Origin of the sequence: Rhodococcus sp. Q1 (genome assembly GCF_004153645.1) — a bacterium.
GTDB lineage: Bacteria > Actinomycetota > Actinomycetes > Mycobacteriales > Mycobacteriaceae > Rhodococcus > Rhodococcus gordoniae.
Map to the genome: position 1 here is coordinate 674,727 of NZ_SDMJ01000003.1, position 15,724 is coordinate 690,450.

The window sequence follows — 15,724 nt, forward strand, 5'->3', positions numbered from 1 at the left end:
ACGGCTGGTGCCGGAAGAACTACGAGAACGGGGACACGCCGGTGTCGTCTACGAACTCGGCGGTCGGCGACCGACCTACACCGAACTGGCAGAGGTCCACTCCGGCATCGTCGGCGTGCCCGTCACCTACACGGATCTGCCGAAGGAGGAGCACTCGAGGATCCTCGAGATCGCCGGAGTGCCCGCACAGTTCGCCACCGTCCTCGCCGACTCGGACGCAGACATCGCCGTCGGTGCGCTCGACACCGACAGCGGAGATCTCGAACGACTCATCGGATGTCCCGCGCCACCGGCTGCGGAGGCGATCGGTGCCCGACAGCCGCTAATACCGCCGAGTCCGGGCGCGTGGTGGCAGGATCGGGACTCGTGAGCTCCGCGAATCTGACCCGTGCCGAAACTGCCGCCCGCGCCCGCGCACTCGACGTGCACTCCTACCGCGTCGAACTCGACCTGCGGGGTGCCGTCGATGCCCGCCGCACCGGCTTCCCCACGGTCACGACGCTCGAATTCACTGCCTCGACCGACGAGGTCTGGCTCGATTTCATCGGTGATTCCGTCGAGTCGGTGACCGTCAACGGCGAGCTCGTGCCCGTCGTGTACGACGGCGCTCGGATCGCGATCGGTGGCCTGAAGGCGATCAACGTCGTCACCGTCGTCGCGACCGGCCGTTACAGCCGGTCCGGGGAGGGGCTGCACCGCTTCGTCGACCCCGTCGACGGCGAAACCTACCTCTACACCCAGTACGAGCCGGCCGACGCCCGCCGCGTCTTCGCGTGCTTCGAGCAGCCCGACCTCAAGGCGCCGTTCACGTTCGTGGTGACCGCGCCGCGCCGATGGCAGGTGCTGTCGAACGAGGCCGCCGAGCGCACCGTGCAGCGCGACGACACGCATACCGTGACGTTCGCGCCGACCCAGCCGATCTCCACCTACATCACCGCGATCGTCGCCGGTCCGTACCACCGGGTCGAGTCGTCGTGGAGCCGCGACGAGCTGACGGTGCCGCTGGGGGTGCTGTGCCGCGCCTCGCTCGCCGAGCATCTCGACGCCGACGAGATCATCGAGGTCACGCGGCAAGGCATGGACTTCTACGCCGAGCACTTCGACTATCCGTATCCGTTCGGCAAGTACGACCAGGTGTTCGTGCCCGAGTACAACCTGGGCGCGATGGAGAACCCCGGGTGCGTCACCTTCACCGAAGCCTACGTCTTCCGCGGCGCGGCGACCGCCGCCCAGCACCAGGGACGCGCGAACACGATCCTCCACGAGATGGCACACATGTGGTTCGGCGACCTGGTGACCATGAAGTGGTGGGACGACTTGTGGCTCAAGGAGTCGTTCGCCGACTTCATGGGCGCCTTCACCAGCGCCGAGGCCACCGAGTTCACCGACGCCTGGGTTGCCTTCGCGAACCGCCGCAAGGCTTGGGCGTACCTGCAGGACCAGCTGCCCACGACCCATCCGATCGTCGCCGACATCGTCGATCTCGAGGCCGCGAAGCTGAACTTCGACGGCATCACCTACGCCAAGGGTGCGAGCGTCCTCAAACAGCTCGTCGCCTACGTCGGCCGCGACGCCTTCTTCGAGGGTGCCCGCCGGTACTTCCGCACCCACGCCTTCGGGAACACCACCCTCGACGATCTGCTCGTCGAGCTGTCGAGCACCTCCGGCCGCGACCTGTCGTCGTGGGCACAGGCATGGCTGCAGACCACCGGCGTGTCCACCCTGCACCTCGAGGCGGCGGGGGACTCGTACGAGATCGTGCAGAGCGATCCGCGCCCGCACCGCCTGGCCGTCGGCTGTTACGACCCCGACGACTCCGGCGACCTCGTACGTACCCACCGTGTCGAGGTCGACCTCGCGGACGAGCGCACCCCCGTCGAGCTGCCCGAGGCGGCGCTGGTGCTGCTCAACGACGACGACCTCACCTACGCGAAGGTCCGCCTCGACGCGCGGTCGCTCGACACGGTCGAGTCCTCCCTGGACCGCGTCCGCGACCCGCTCACGCGCGGACTGCTGTGGTCGGCGCTGTGGAACGCCACCCGCGACGGTGAACTCGCCGTCGACCGCTATCTGTCCATGGCCGCCCGGTTCGCTCCGCACGAGGCCGACATCGCGCTGCTGACCGCGGTGCTCGCCAATGCGGCCCACGCCGTCGAGCACTATGTGCCCGCCGCGGGGCGGACGGATGCGCGGTGTCGGTGGCTGGACACGGTGTGGGACGGGCTGCACGGCGCCGCACCCGGCAGCGACGCCCAGCTGGCATTCGCCCGCGCGGTCGGTGTCGCGGCGAGCGTCGACGACCGGCACGCCGCCGACCTGCGGGCGATCCTGTGCGGCAACGCCGCACCCCCGCCGGGGCTGCGCCTCGACCCCGACCTGCGGTGGAGCTGGTGGGCGGCGTTGACGACCACCGGCGACGCCGACGAGGCCGACCTCGACGAGGAACTGCGCAACGACGACACCGCCTCGGGACGCACCGCTCACCTGCGCGCGCTCGCCTCTCGTCCGCGCGCAGAGGTCAAGGCGCATGCGTGGGCGACGATCCTCGCCGATCACACTCTCACCAACGACCATCTCGATGCGACCATCGCCGGGTTCCGTGCCGGGGAGCGCCGCGACCTGATCTCCGCCTACGACACCGACTATTTCGCGGTGCTCCACGAGACCTGGAGCGGCCGCAGCATCGAGATCGCCCGCCGCATCGTCATCGGGTTGTTCCCGGCGGCCGACAGCCTCGACCCCGTCGACGCGTGGCTCGACGCCCACACCGACGCCCCGGCCGCGCTGCGGCGCCTCGTAATCGAACAACGCGACCACCTCGCCCGCGACATGCGTGTCCAGAGGATCACCACGCCGTGACGAGCCCGGATCTGCCCCGCCCCGAGGTACCCGCGGTACCGGACACGGTCGCCATCGCCATGCGGCGGCTGCGGGAGAAGGCGGCCTCGGAGAACACCCGCGTCGCCCAACTCGGCGACTGGACCATCTTCACCCGCTGGTGCGAACGCACCGGGCACAGTCCGATGCCGGCGACCGCCGAGCAATTGAGCTGGTTCCTCACCGAGAAGGCCGCCGAACTGCGCCCCGACGGACGCTGGGCGTACGCGCCGTCGACGCTGTCGCGGTGGGTATCGACCATCAACAAGATGCACGCGTTGGCCGGACTTCCGAAACCCGGTGGGCACGAATCGGTTCGGGATCTACTGCGTGGCATCCGGCGTGATCGGGCCGCCCCGCCGGCGCGGCGCACCCCGCTGCTCACCGACGACATCCGCACCATCCTCACCGCAATGCGCACCGACGCGGCCGACGCCGGGTGGGCCGACCGCGTCGCCGAACGCCGCGATTCGGCATTGCTGCTCATGGGACTGGCCGGTGCGCTGCGCCGCTCCGAGCTCACCGGGCTCGTCGTCTCCGACGTAATCCCGCACCGCGCCGACGGGCTGTACGTGACGGTCCGCCGGTCCAAGACCGACCGCAGCGCCCGCGGCCGCACCGTCACCCTGCCGTACGGATCGGATCCGCACACCTGCCCGGTGTGCGCGTATCGACGCTGGCGAGAGGTACTCGACGCGTGGGACGAGTCCGGACGCGACGCGGTCGTCGACCTGCTGGGCACCGCCGCGCCCGACCCGGCCGAGCACTGCTGCCGGGGCCTGGCGGCCGGGCGCCCGCAGGACGGCGACCGGCCCCTGTTCCGCCCGGTGCACCGCAGCGGCGCCGTGGGCGCGACGGCCCTGGCCGGGCAGTCCGTGCACTCGATGATCCAGCGCCGCGCCCGTCGCGCCGGGTTCAGCGACGACCTCGTCGCGACCCTCGGTGGGCACAGCCTGCGGGCCGGGTTCGTCACCCAGGCGGTGCGCGGTGGCGCGACCACACAGACGATCATGACGCAGACCGGGCACGCGGACGAACGGATGGTCGCGCTGTACAGCCGCCACCACGCCGGTCTCGTCGGCAACGCCGTCACTCGGCTCGGGCTGTAACCACGTCGCGAAAGAACTTCGGTGGATCCGACCCCGCTCGGCGGGGCCGAACCCACCCGGATCGAGCGTGAACCGACCCGGACTGTGGGCCGGCGCTCGTAGGCTGAGGCGCGACCGACACACGGACAGGAGATCGCGGTGGCACAGACGACAACGGACGCTCCGACCGTCGACGAGCTGCTCTCCGAACTCGCCGCGCTCGACGACCCGAAGATCCGTGCGGTCAACGAGAAGCACGGCGACGATCACGGCGTGAACCTCAGTGCCTTGCGTTCCGTCGCCAAGCGGGTGAAAACACAGCACGAGCTCGCACAGCAACTCTGGGCCACCGGCGACACCGCCGCCCGCCTGCTCGCCTTGCTGATCTGCCGCCCCACTGCGTTCACCGTCGACGAGCTCGACGCGATGGTCCGCGAGACCGGCACCCCGAAGGTGCACGACTGGTTCGTCAACTACGTCGTGAAGAAGAACCCGCATGCCGAGGAGCTGCGGGCACGGTGGATGACCGACCCCGATCCGATCGTCGCGAGCGCCGGCTGGGCGCTCACCGCCGACCGCGCCGTCAAGGATGCCGACGGGCTCGACCTGTCCGGCCTGCTCGACACCATCGACGCGCAGATGCGCGACGCCCCGGAGCGTCTGCAGTGGGCGATGAACACGTGCCTGGCGCAGATCGGCATCGAACACCCCGAGCACCGCGCCCGCGCGCTCGACATCGGCGAACGCCTCGAGGTACTGAAGGACTATCCCACCTCGCCGGGCTGCACGTCGCCCTACGCGCCGAGCTGGATCGGCGAGATGGTGCGGCGACGGGGCGAGTGAGCCCGTCGCCGGATGGGTACCGCTGCAACGAGCACCCCGGTCGCCGACGACGAGGAATCCGATGTCACTTCGCACCCCGCAGACCAGTTCCGACGCAGCCTCCGAGCCGGGGCCCGCGATCGATCCGGAGTTCGACACGCTCGACGCGTGGTGGCGGGCCGCGAACTACCTGTCCGTCGGACAGATCTACCTCATGGACAACCCGCTGCTGCGCGAACCGTTGCGGCCCGAACACATCAAACCGCGCCTGCTCGGGCACTGGGGCACCACACCGGGCCTGAACTTCGTGTACGCGCACCTCAACCGCGCGATCACCGCCCGCGATCTGGACATGATGTACGTCATGGGTCCCGGCCACGGCGGACCCGGACCGGTGGCCGCGGCGTGGCTCGAAGGCACCTACAGCGAGGTCTACCCGGACGTCTCCCGCGACGAGGACGGCATGCGGCGCCTGTTCCGCCAGTTCTCGTTCCCCGGCGGCATCCCCAGCCACGTCGCCCCCGAGACACCCGGGTCGATCCACGAGGGCGGCGAACTCGGTTATTCCCTCTCGCACGCCTACGGCGCGGCCTTCGACAATCCCGATCTGATCGTCGCCGCGGTCGTCGGCGACGGTGAAGCAGAGACCGGGCCGCTCGCCGCGAGCTGGCATTCGACGAAATTCGTCGACCCGCGACGCGACGGCGCCGTGCTGCCGATCCTGCACCTCAACGGTTTCAAGATCGCCAACCCGACGGTGCTCGCCCGCATCGGAGAGGACGAACTGATCTCGCTGCTGCGCGGCTACGGGCACGAACCGATCGTCGTCGCCGGCGACGATCCCGCCGACATGCACCGGCGGTTCGCCGCAGCCCTCGATCGGGCGCTCGACCGGATCTCCGAGATCCGGCAGACCGCCCGCAGCACCGGCGACGCGACCCGCCCGGCCTGGCCGATGATCGTGCTGCGCTCCCCGAAGGGCTGGACCGGCCCGGTGGAGGTCGACGGCGCACCGGTCGAGGGCACGTGGCGCGCCCACCAGGTGCCCATCGGCGATCCCCGTGGCGACGAGCATCACCGCCGTGATCTCGAAGCCTGGCTGCGCAGCTATCGGCCCCACGAGTTGTTCGACGACGACGGCGCTCCCGTCGCGGCCCTGCGCGATCTGGCACCGCGCGGCACACGGCGGATGAGCGCCAACCCACACACCAACGGGGGAGCGGTGCTGCGCGATCTGGTCCTTCCCGACTTCCGCGACTACGCCGTCGACGTCCCCGAACCGGCCACCGCCACCGCCGAAGCCACCCGAGTCCTCGGCACCTTCCTGCGCGACATCATGCGGCGCAACGACGAGAACTTCCGCGTGTTCGCCCCGGACGAGAACAACTCCAACCGCCTCGACGCCGTCCTCGACGCCACCGACCGCACCTGGAACGCACGCATCGACCCGGGCGACGACCGTCTCGCCCCCGACGGCCGGGTCATGGAGATCCTGTCCGAACACACCTGCCAAGGCTGGCTCGAGGGCTACCTGCTCACCGGACGGCACGGATTGTTCTCCAGCTACGAGGCTTTCGCGCATCTGGTCGACTCGATGGTCAACCAGCACGCGAAATGGCTGCTCACCACCAACCGCATCCGGTGGCGCCGGCCGATTCCGTCGCTGAACTACCTGCTCACCTCACACGTGTGGCGACAGGATCACAACGGCTTCTCGCACCAGGACCCCGGTTTCATCGACCACGTCGTCAACAAGAAACCCGAGGTGGTGCGCGTGTATCTGCCGCCGGACGCCAACACCCTGCTCTCGGTGGCCGACCACTGCCTGCGCACCCGCCAGTACATCAACGTGATCGTCGCGGGTAAGCAACCCGCCGTGCAGTTTCTCGACATCGACGACGCGATGACCCACTGCCGCAAGGGTATCGGAATCTGGCAGTGGGCCTCGACCGACCGGGACGCCGAGCCGGATGTGGTGCTCGCCTGTGCCGGGGACATCCCCACGACGGAAACCCTTGCGGCCGTCGACATCCTGCACCGCCGCTTTCCCGACCTGCGGATCCGGGTGGTCAACGTCGTCGACCTCATGCGCCTGCAGGACGATCGGGCGCATCCACACGGCCTGCCCGACGCGCACTTCGACGCGTTGTTCACCACCGACAGGCCGGTGGTCTTCGCCTACCACGGTTATCCGTGGCTGATCCACCGCCTCGTCTATCGGCGCACCAACCACGAGAACTTCCACGTCCACGGATACATCGAGGAGGGCACCACCACCACGCCGTTCGACATGTGCGTGCTCAACCGCATCGACCGCTACCACCTCGCCCTCGACGTCCTGGACCGCGTCGAGAGGATCCGGCCGATCGCCGGGCACGCCCGTGACGAACTCGAGAACATCCTCGCCGAACACACCCGCTACGTGCGCACCCACGGTGAGGACATGCCGGTGATCACCGACTGGCACTGGCAGGGGGTCGGAATCGACTGAACGTCACACCGCGCCGCGGCGGGTGAGCCGACCGGCCGTGAAGGCGGCGAGATCGACCTCGTCGAGGGAGGTCACCACCAGATCGGCGCCGGCGTCCTCGAGGTCGTCGGTGTCGCCGAAGCGCGCTACCCCGAGCGCCCACATACCGCCGGCCTTCGCCGCCTGCACCCCGCTGATCGCGTCCTCGACCACCACGCACTCGGCGGCGGGCACGTCGAGTGCGCTCGCGGCGGTGAGGAACAAGTCCGGGTCGGGTTTGCCGTGGGCGACCGGGCGTCCCGACAGATCCGCGTCGAACCGGTCGAGCAGCGTCTCGCCCGGCCGGTCGGGGGCGGGGATCGCCCGCAGAAACAGAGCGGCGTTCCTCGATGACGACGCGGCTGCCACCGCGATGCCCGCAGCCTGCACCGCGGCGACGAAGCGCACCCCGTCGTCGTAGGCGTGGAATCGCCGTTCGTCGATCAGCTGCAGCAACCGGGTCTGTTTGCGGTCGGCGTACTCGACGGCGCGGCGGTCGGCGTCCGGTACCGCGAAGTGTTCGAGGGCGGCGCGGGCACCGTCCATCCGCGGCCGGCCCGACAGCACCTGCCGGTACACGGCGGCGGTGAATGCGTCCTCCTTCCAGGAGGTCTCGGGTCGCAGATCCTTCCAGTCACCGGTCATCAACTCGGCCAATGCTTCCCGCCAGGCCGTCTCGTGCGGTGAGTCGACGAGCACCCCGTCGACGTCGAAGATCACCGCGCGGAATCTCGAGCGTGTCTCGGCCATGATGTCCCCCTGTGGTCAGGCCGGGACGGCGGCGAGCCGGAACTCGTGCGAGTCGCCCGGGCCGAGCTCGACGAGTTCACCCTCGACCGCGATCCGCACCGGAACCCGGAAACCCTCCGTCTCGGCGCGCACCGACAATTTGTCGCCGTCGATCCGCACCCGCAGGGGAGTGCCGCGATACCGCATGGAGTAGGACACGCCGTCGAGGTGGGAGATCAGCTTGGGCCGGAAGACGAGTACGTCGCCGTAGGCGCGGGCACCGACGTAGTAGCGCTGCACCAGATCGAGGGTGCCGCCCATGACCCCCATGTGGATGCCCTCCTTGGTGGTGCCGCCCTGCAGGTCGCTCACGTCGCTCTCGAGCGCGAGCTTGAACCGCAGCCACGACGACTGTGGATCGAAGGTGGCGAGCACACCGGCGAACGTCACGTGACTGAGCGTCGAACCGTGCGAGGTGCGCCGGTCGTAGTAGTCGACGGTGCGGCGCACCAGATCGCGATCGTAGGGACAGCCGAGCTGCTCGAACACCTGCCGCAGTTCGGCGTCGTCGAACAGGAAGAACAACATCACCGTGTCGGCCTGTTTGGCGACCTTGTAGGCATCCGGGTCGCGTCCCTCGGCGCGCAGGATGCGGTCCATCCGCCCGATGTTCCCGTACTCGGTGCGGTAATGCTCCCAGTCGAGTTCCTCGAGGTCCTCGTAACCTTCGAACTGGCTGATCACCCCGTCGTGATAGGGCACGAACATCTTGCGACTCATCTCCGACCAGGTGCGCAGTTCCGCGTCGCTGACGCGCAGCCGGGCCCGCAGCGCGGTGCGCCGGCTCTTCGAGAGCACCTCGAAGACGTCGAGGGCCCGCGCCGCGATCCACGCGGCCATCACGTTCGTGTACGCGTTGTTGCGCAGGCCGGCCTCGCGGGCACCCGGATACCGTTCGTGGAATTCGTCCGGGCCCATCACCCCGTGGATCTCGTAGCGATCCCGGTCGGGGTTGTAGTGCGCGATCGACGCCCAGAAACGGGCGATCTCGAGCATCATCTCGGCGCCGTAGTCGGCGAGGAAGTCGACGTCGTCGGTGGCCCGGTAGTAGTGCCACACGTTGTAGAAGATCGCCGCACTGACGTGCCGCTGGTTGCGGCTCAGATCCGGATCCCACTGCCCCGACATCGGATTGAGATGCACCGTCTGCGTCTCCTCCGTGCCGTCGCTGCCGCTCTGCCAGGGGAACATCGCGCCCCGGTAACCGGCCTCGCTCGCCGCGGCCTGCGCCTCACCGAGCCGCCGGTAGCGGTAGAGGATCAGCCCTTTCGTGATCTCGGGGACCCGCATGTTCAGGAAGGGATAGACGAACATCTCGTCCCAGAACACGTGCCCGCGATAGGCCTCGCCGTTGAGTCCTCGCGCCGGCACCCCGGCGTCGAGACGTGAGGTGTGGCGCGAACAGACCTGCAGCACATGCGAGACGTGCAGGCGGAGCAGCAACTGCGCCCGCGGCTCCCGCGGCAGCCGGATGTCGCAGATGTCCCACAACTCGTCCCAGGCCGCGACGTGCTCGTCGTACGCCTCGGCGAAATCCGGATAACGCAGCACGTGTCGGCCCGCCGAGGCGAGGGGCTCGGTGATCGCGTCGTCGCGGGAGGTGAACATCGCCACCATCTTCTCGATCCGCACCGTCGACCCCGCGGCGATGTCGAACGAGAGCACCTGCTGGATGTAGTCCTCCATCTGGTACAGATCCCGATCGACGAGCATCGCCCCTTCCGAACCCTCCCGGAACACCCGGGTCCGTGCGGCCTGGGCGATATAGGTGTCGGACTGGCGGATCTGCACTTTCAACGCGATCGTCTCGGGACCGTAGGTGCGCGGCGAGACCGGATCGAGGTGCCGGGCCTCGAGATCGCGGTAGCGGGCCACGGCGCGGTTGGAGACCCGCCCGTCGAGCGCGGTGACGATCTCGACCCGCCCCGACCAGTTCTCCGGGGTCAGCGACCATTCGAGCGCGCCCTGGTTCGGATGTTCCATGCTCACGAAACGTCTGCTGCGCAGCGAGGTCTCGCGGCCGTGCCGATCACGGAACCGGAGCTCGCGGGCGACGGTGGCCGTGCGGATGTCGTAGATGTGCCGGTACGCCAGGATCTCCACCTGCGCCAGGCGGATCGCCTCCCCACCGTCGATGCGCAGCTTCAGCACGAGCCAGTTCGGGAGATTGACCAGATCCTCGTTGAGGACCGGGCTCCCGCCCATGATGGTGGTCTCGCGGTTGTAGCAGCGGTGCGCGTACGTCCCCGGATAGTGGGCCTCGCCCATGTCCTCCCACTCCGCGGTGCCCCGCGAACAGAAGTAGCCGTTTCCCGTCGACGTCAGGGCCTCGCGCAGGCGTTCGTCGTCGGGATCGAAACCGTCGTAGTCGAGCGTGAACTCCGGGTCGTACACGCGAACCTCCTGGCGGGTCGTAGTCGGCACGTACTGTCCGGCGGTGCTCTCACCCGCCGGCACTTTCATCTACCCAGGGCCGACAGGAAGCGTTCGACGTCGTCGACGGAGGCCAGCACGAACTCGGCGTCGGTGCGGCGACCGGCCATCTCCGGGTCGTCGGGGCTGCCGACGAGGATCCCGATACCGCGGCCGCGCAGCGCCCGGAAGGCGTCCTCGTCGGTGATGTCGTCGCCGAGATAGAGCGGCACGACGTCGTCGGAGGCCAGACCGAGGACCTCGATCAGGTGCAGGACCGCCTTGCCCTTGTTCCAGTCCACCGCCGGTTTGAGTTCGTAGACCATCTTGCCCGGCACCACCGCGAGGCGATCGGGGTTCTCCCGCAGCAGCGCGTCGACGATCGCACCCACCCGGTCGTGCACCTCGGGGGCGGCCTGCCGGTAGTGCACGGCGACCGAGGCGCGTTTCGGTTCGATGCCGACACCGTCGAGACCGTCCAGGCGTGTGCGCAGGGTGTCGGTGGTCTCGACGATGAGGTCGGTGAAGTCGTCGAGGACGTCGTGGCCGATCTGCCCGTCGGTAGGGCTCCAGATGTCGAATCCGTGGCTGCCTGCGACGACGAGATCGTCGACGCCCATGAGCTGCTGGACGACGTCGCGGTCGCGGCCGGTGACGATGCACACCGACACGCGGTCGGCGAGTTCACGGACGGTGCGGCGCATCGAATCCGACCACACCGCGTCCTCCGGACGGGCGACGATCGGGGTGAGCACACCGTCGTAATCGAGGAAGACCGCGGGACGGCGACCGGCGAGACGGTCGGCCAGGGCCGCATCGTCGAGTGCGGACGGTAGATCCTCCACGGTGCGCGGCGCGGTCATCTGCTGGGTACTCCTGTCGTCGCGGCGACCCGTCATGGTTCGCACCGTACACAAAGATCGGAAAGCTCGGCCGGGATCCGGGGAGGGGAGCGGCCGGAAGGGACGGTCAGCGGATCGGGCGCCGCCAGTGCTCGTTCGCGGTGAGCCGGGAGCGGACGTGCTCGGCGGCATCGTCGTTGCGGAAGGGACCTGCGAGCAGGTCGGCGTAGACGTGCGAAATTGCCGCGTGACGCAGTCCGCCGCGGCGGTCCATCCGTTCGAAAACCACCGGCGACCAGGGGATCGCCACCACCACATCACCGCCGTGCTCGACCGGGCGCAGACCGAGACCGTCCGCGAAGTCGTCGGGATCGTCGGCGTAGAGCTCGAGCAGCGCCGGTGCGGAGTAGTCGGTGGCGCCGACCCCGGTAAGGGCGTAGGGGATGTCGATGCGTTCGGCGAGTCGCGCGCGGGTCGCGGTGACGCCGTCGGGGGCGGTGAACCGCCGGACCGGGCACACCTTCCGTTCGGCCGCCCAGGCGCGGAGCATCGGTTCCCACCGCACCTCCACGATCGGACCGCGGGGCACCCGGCGTACGAGTTCGCGTTCGACGAGCACCTCGACGACGCGGTAGGTCGCGCCGGTCGATGCGCCGGACAGCTTGATCAGCTCCGGGACGGAGATCTCCCCGACGTGGTCGGCGAGCGCCCGCACCACTCGGTCGGACGGCTCGCCGGTGAGCACCCCGGACGGGCGACCCGGGCCGCGCCACGGATCGGCGTCGGCACCGCGATCGCGGACCCACACCGCCGGCCGGTTCGCGACGAGGCAGAGGTTGCCGGTCGCGTCGGCGTAGGAGATGCCGTGCCGGTCGAGCTGGCGTCGCACCGGATCGGACAGATAGTGGGCGCACACGAAGCCGCGGTCGGCGTCCGACAGGTCGGCGGCGATGCGGGCGACGTCACCGGAGAGCACACCGCGGGACGTGACGACCGAGAAGGACACGGTGTCGCCGTCGGGGGCGGTGACGAGCATCCGGGTGGGTGCGTCGGGGGAGCGGGGGCGGTCGTTGGACAGCGACCAGCCGAGCGGCAGGCATGCCTCGAGGCGGGCGGTGGCGCGGCGGTAGATGTCGATGTACCGCTCGGGGCGGGGACCGATCGGGTTCTCGGGGGCGGAAGCCGGCTGTGTCACATCCACCACGTTAGTCACTCTGTGCATGACGGAAAAGAAAAATAAACGAAATCTCAGAGGACGGAACACCGCCCCTCCCGCACCGCGAACCGTGACGGGGCATGCGCTAGTTTCGTGACCATGACCGAAATCACCGGGCGCATCGCGTTCGTTCAGGCGACCTGGCACCGCAACATCGTCGATCAGGCCCGCACGGGATTCACCGACGAGATCACCCGTCTCGGGGTCTCGCAGGACGCGCTGGACTTCTTCGAGGTCCCCGGCGCATTCGAGATCCCGTTGCATGCGAAGCGGTTGGCGAAGACCGGGCAGTACGACGCGATCGTCGCTGCCGGGTTGGTCGTCGACGGCGGCATCTACCGGCACGATTTCGTCGCCACCGCGGTGATCGACGGGCTGATGCGGGTCCAGCTCGACACCGATGTCCCGGTCTTCTCCGTCGTACTCACCCCGCACAACTTCCATGAGCACGACGAGCACGTCGAGTACTTCACGCGGCACTTCGTCAAGAAGGGCGCCGAAGCGGCCCGTGCCGTCGACGCCACTGTGCGCTCGCTGCGCGCGCTGCCGACCGGAGACTGAGGCGGTCCGGCAGCGCGCGCCGGATCAACGTGTGCTGCCGGACGAGTTCTCCGCCGCCGGGGTCTGCCCTGTCGCCGGCAGGGTGGGCGTCTCGGTGCGCCGGCGGCAGGCCGCCGCTCGCGCGGTCTCGTCGGTGTTCAGCGCTTCATGCCCGCCCGGGCGCGTGAAGTGTTGTTGCGCCGCCCGGCCGAGGATCTCACCCGGCATCAGGTGGCCGCGGAGCCGGGTTCGAGTGTGCACACCCTCCGGTGACGATTGGGGGAGGAGGAGACTTCGTAGCGGGCGATCGTGGCCGAGACCCTCGGCCCGATAGCGGGGGAGCTGCTGAAGCCGGGCCGGGGGGAAGGGAGGCGCACCGTCTCGGCTACACCGACGAGTCGGGCACACGGGTGGCCCGATGAGGCAAGGCGATGGGTGCGAGAAACCCACAAAAATATTCTGAATAATACGGAAACCATAGAAAAACAGAATATCCCTCCCTCTCGCAACAATCACCACCATCACGAACTCACCTCCGAACAAATCACCCGCACCGAAGCGGGCAGGGGTCAACGGCTCGGTGCGTCCGATCGCCGCGTCATGAGGAGGGGGACGAGCCCGCCGAGCAGTGCGGCGGGCAGCAGGAAGGCGAGCACCGGGTCGGCGCCGTACACCGGGGTCAACAGAAGAGGGGAGAAGGCCGCCCCGCCGAAACGGAAGGCCTGTACTACCGACACCGCACCACCACGATTGCCACCGGGCCCGCCGAGCACCGCGGCATTGACCCCCACGAGGATGAACTGCGAGGCGATGCCCGCCAGGAACCACGCGACACCGAGCACGACGAGCCACGGGACGGTACCGACGACAGCGACCAGTGCGGCGCCGCTCACCGCACCGGCGAGCACGATCGCGCGGGCCCCGACACGGTCGATGAGCATCCCGACCGGCCGGGAGCTGATGATTCCGGCGAGACCGAACACGGTGAGTACCACGCCGCGTCCGGACGGGGACAACCCGAACTCGTCCTCGACCCGGAAGGCGAGGAGGAACCCGAGCCCACCGAGAGCGCCCCAGCCGAGGAGTGCGACGAGGCCGATGCGCAGGACGCGCGGAGTCACGGCGTCGCGTAGGCGGACCCGGTCGGGACCGGAGGGGTCGTCGCGCACCGAAGCGGGCAGCCCGGCGAGCGCCAGGAGCAGCGCGGCACCGGCGAGCACGACGAACGCCCACCGCCAGCTCACCTCGGCGGCGAGCCCACCGATCAGGGGAGCGACGGTCTGGCCTGCGGCCTGCATGGCCCCGAACAACCCGAGTGCGCGCCCGAGCCTGTCCTTGGGGGTGATGACGGCCAGTGCCGCGAGCAACAGCGGCGTCGTGAACGCGTTGGCAGCGCCCTGCAGCATGCGGGTGCCGATCAGTAGCGAGAAGGTCGGTGCCAGAGCTGCGGCGATCGAGACCACGGCGTACACGAGGTAGGCGGTGCGGACGGTGCGGACCCGACCCCAGCGTGCGCCGAGGGTGCCGGAGAACAGCATCGCGGCGGCGAACACGCCGAGATAGGCGGTGACCGTCGTCGCGGCGGTACCGGTGGACACGCCCGTGTCGGCGCCGATCTCGGGGAGCATCGACACGACGACGCTGCCGCCGAACGGACCGAGGAATCCACCCGCGTACAGCGCCGTGCGCTGCAGCGGTTCGCGCGGACCGCTCACCTGTTGAAGCCGCCGGGACCCCGTCGCCGCAGATAGCGTTCGAACTCGGCGGCGAGGGCGTCGCCGTCGATCTTGGCGATGACCTCGGAGATGTCCTCTTCTGCCTCGGCGTCGCCGCGCTCCTCGAGGGTGCGCACGTATTCGGCGATCTCCTCGTCGTCGTCGATCATGTCGGTGACGGTCTGTTCCCATTCCTCGGCGAGGAGCGGGAGTTCGCCGAGGGGCACTTCGAGGTCGAGGACGTCCTCGACCCGGCGTAGCAGCGCGACGGTGGCCTTGGGGTTGGGCGGGTTGGACACGTAGTGGGGGACCGCCGCCCAGAACGACACCGCGGGGATGCCCGCGCGCACGAAGGCGTCCTGCAGTACCCCGGTGATGCCGGTGGGCCCTTCGTAGCGGGAGGTCTGCAGCTTGAAGCGTTCGGCGGCCTCGGAGCTGTAGGCGGTGCCGGTGACCGGGACCGGGCGGGTGTGCGGGGTGTCGGCGAGCAGCGCGCCGAGCAACACGACCGTGTGGACCTCGAATTCGTCGACGAGTTCGATGATGGCGTCGCAGAAGCTGCGCCAGCGCATGCTCGGTTCGATGCCGTGCAGGAGAACGACGTCGCGGTCGCTGCCGGGTGGGGAACACAGCGACAGTCGGGTGGTCGGCCAGTCGATCTCGCGGGTGACGCCGTCGACGAGGCGTACCTGTGGCCGGTTGACCTGGTAGTCGTAGTACTCCTCGGAGTCCAGCTCGGCGAAGGGCTCGGCGTCCCAGATCAGCTCGAGGTGCTCGACGGCGCCGCTGGCCGCGTCGCCGGCGTCGTTCCACCCCTCGAAGGCGGCGACGAGCACCGGATCGCGCAGGACGGGGACGTCCTGGTCCGGGGTCTCGGGATACTCGGGTGCACTCACTCGTCCAGCCTACGACCC

General features: G+C 69.2%; 13 protein-coding genes. 6 read left to right on the top strand and 7 right to left on the bottom strand.

Annotation, left to right across the window (positions count from 1 at the left end; translation table 11 throughout):
• Nucleotides 1-7 precede the first annotated feature (7 nt).
• From EQ874_RS23205 to EQ874_RS11790, 5 genes are all read left to right on the top strand, one after another.
• Complete coding sequence (locus tag EQ874_RS23205) at nt 8-370, top strand: hypothetical protein (RefSeq protein WP_242496729.1); 363 nt, start codon at nt 8-10, stop codon at nt 368-370.
• The gene (gene pepN / locus EQ874_RS11775) at nt 367-2,859 is read left to right on the top strand and encodes an aminopeptidase N (protein ID WP_129976836.1); all 2,493 of its coding nucleotides are present in this window, start codon (nt 367-369) and stop codon (nt 2,857-2,859) included. Before EQ874_RS23205 ends, pepN begins: the two co-directional genes overlap by 4 nt.
• The gene (locus tag EQ874_RS11780; protein ID WP_129976837.1) at nt 2,856-3,986 is read left to right on the top strand and encodes a tyrosine-type recombinase/integrase; all 1,131 of its coding nucleotides are present in this window, start codon (nt 2,856-2,858) and stop codon (nt 3,984-3,986) included. The genes pepN and EQ874_RS11780 overlap by 4 nt, the downstream gene beginning before the upstream one ends.
• 138 nt (nt 3,987-4,124) lie before the next feature.
• Nucleotides 4,125-4,808 carry a DNA alkylation repair protein gene (locus EQ874_RS11785; protein WP_129976838.1) on the top strand — a complete coding sequence of 228 codons (684 nt, stop codon included), beginning with the start codon at nt 4,125-4,127 and terminating at the stop codon, nt 4,806-4,808.
• Nucleotides 4,809-4,869: 61 nt separating this feature from the next.
• Complete coding sequence (locus EQ874_RS11790) at nt 4,870-7,278, top strand: phosphoketolase family protein (protein ID WP_064064092.1); 2,409 nt, start codon at nt 4,870-4,872, stop codon at nt 7,276-7,278.
• Between the two features lie 3 nt (nt 7,279-7,281).
• On the opposite strand, the gene EQ874_RS11795 is transcribed toward EQ874_RS11790, so the two are convergent.
• The 4 genes from EQ874_RS11795 to EQ874_RS11810 form a co-directional block, all read right to left on the bottom strand.
• Complete coding sequence (locus tag EQ874_RS11795; RefSeq protein ID WP_129976839.1) at nt 7,282-8,046, bottom strand: HAD-IA family hydrolase; 765 nt, start codon at nt 8,044-8,046, stop codon at nt 7,282-7,284.
• A 15-nt stretch (nt 8,047-8,061) separates the two neighbouring features.
• A complete protein-coding gene (locus tag EQ874_RS11800; RefSeq protein WP_207213525.1) occupies nt 8,062-10,479 on the bottom strand; it encodes a glycoside hydrolase family 65 protein in 2,418 nt (805 codons plus the stop codon).
• A 65-nt stretch (nt 10,480-10,544) separates the two neighbouring features.
• Nucleotides 10,545-11,396, bottom strand: coding sequence for a trehalose-phosphatase (gene otsB / locus EQ874_RS11805; protein ID WP_242496730.1), 852 nt, complete (start codon nt 11,394-11,396; stop codon nt 10,545-10,547).
• Between the two features lie 70 nt (nt 11,397-11,466).
• The gene (locus EQ874_RS11810; RefSeq protein WP_129976841.1) at nt 11,467-12,534 is read right to left on the bottom strand and encodes a helix-turn-helix domain-containing protein; all 1,068 of its coding nucleotides are present in this window, start codon (nt 12,532-12,534) and stop codon (nt 11,467-11,469) included.
• Nucleotides 12,535-12,654: 120 nt separating this feature from the next.
• Between EQ874_RS11810 and EQ874_RS11815 the strand changes: the two genes are divergently transcribed.
• A complete protein-coding gene (locus tag EQ874_RS11815) occupies nt 12,655-13,116 on the top strand; it encodes a 6,7-dimethyl-8-ribityllumazine synthase (RefSeq protein WP_064064096.1) in 462 nt (153 codons plus the stop codon).
• Nucleotides 13,117-13,140: 24 nt separating this feature from the next.
• Here the strand turns inward: EQ874_RS11815 and EQ874_RS11820 are convergent, their stop codons facing one another.
• The 3 genes from EQ874_RS11820 to EQ874_RS11830 all read right to left on the bottom strand — a co-directional run bounded on the left by EQ874_RS11820 (nt 13,141) and on the right by EQ874_RS11830 (nt 15,706).
• Nucleotides 13,141-13,356, bottom strand: a complete 216-nt coding sequence (locus EQ874_RS11820; RefSeq protein WP_129976842.1) for a hypothetical protein — start codon at nt 13,354-13,356, stop codon at nt 13,141-13,143.
• A 308-nt stretch (nt 13,357-13,664) separates the two neighbouring features.
• Nucleotides 13,665-14,810 (bottom strand): MFS transporter, encoded by a 1,146-nt coding sequence (locus EQ874_RS11825; protein ID WP_129976843.1) that lies wholly within the window; start codon nt 14,808-14,810, stop codon nt 13,665-13,667.
• Nucleotides 14,807-15,706, bottom strand: a complete 900-nt coding sequence (locus EQ874_RS11830) for a PAC2 family protein (protein ID WP_129976844.1) — start codon at nt 15,704-15,706, stop codon at nt 14,807-14,809. Before EQ874_RS11830 ends, EQ874_RS11825 begins: the two co-directional genes overlap by 4 nt.
• Between the last annotated feature and the right edge of the window lie 18 nt (nt 15,707-15,724).

Coding starts and splice junctions, on each gene's coding strand:
- EQ874_RS11790 (WP_064064092.1), top strand. CDS start 4,870: ATGTCACTTCGCACCCCGCAGACCAGTTCCGACGCAGCCTCCGAGCCG.
- EQ874_RS11795 (WP_129976839.1), bottom strand. CDS start 8,046: ATGGCCGAGACACGCTCGAGATTCCGCGCGGTGATCTTCGACGTCGAC.
- otsB (WP_242496730.1), bottom strand. CDS start 11,396: ATGACGGGTCGCCGCGACGACAGGAGTACCCAGCAGATGACCGCGCCG.
- EQ874_RS11815 (WP_064064096.1), top strand. CDS start 12,655: ATGACCGAAATCACCGGGCGCATCGCGTTCGTTCAGGCGACCTGGCAC.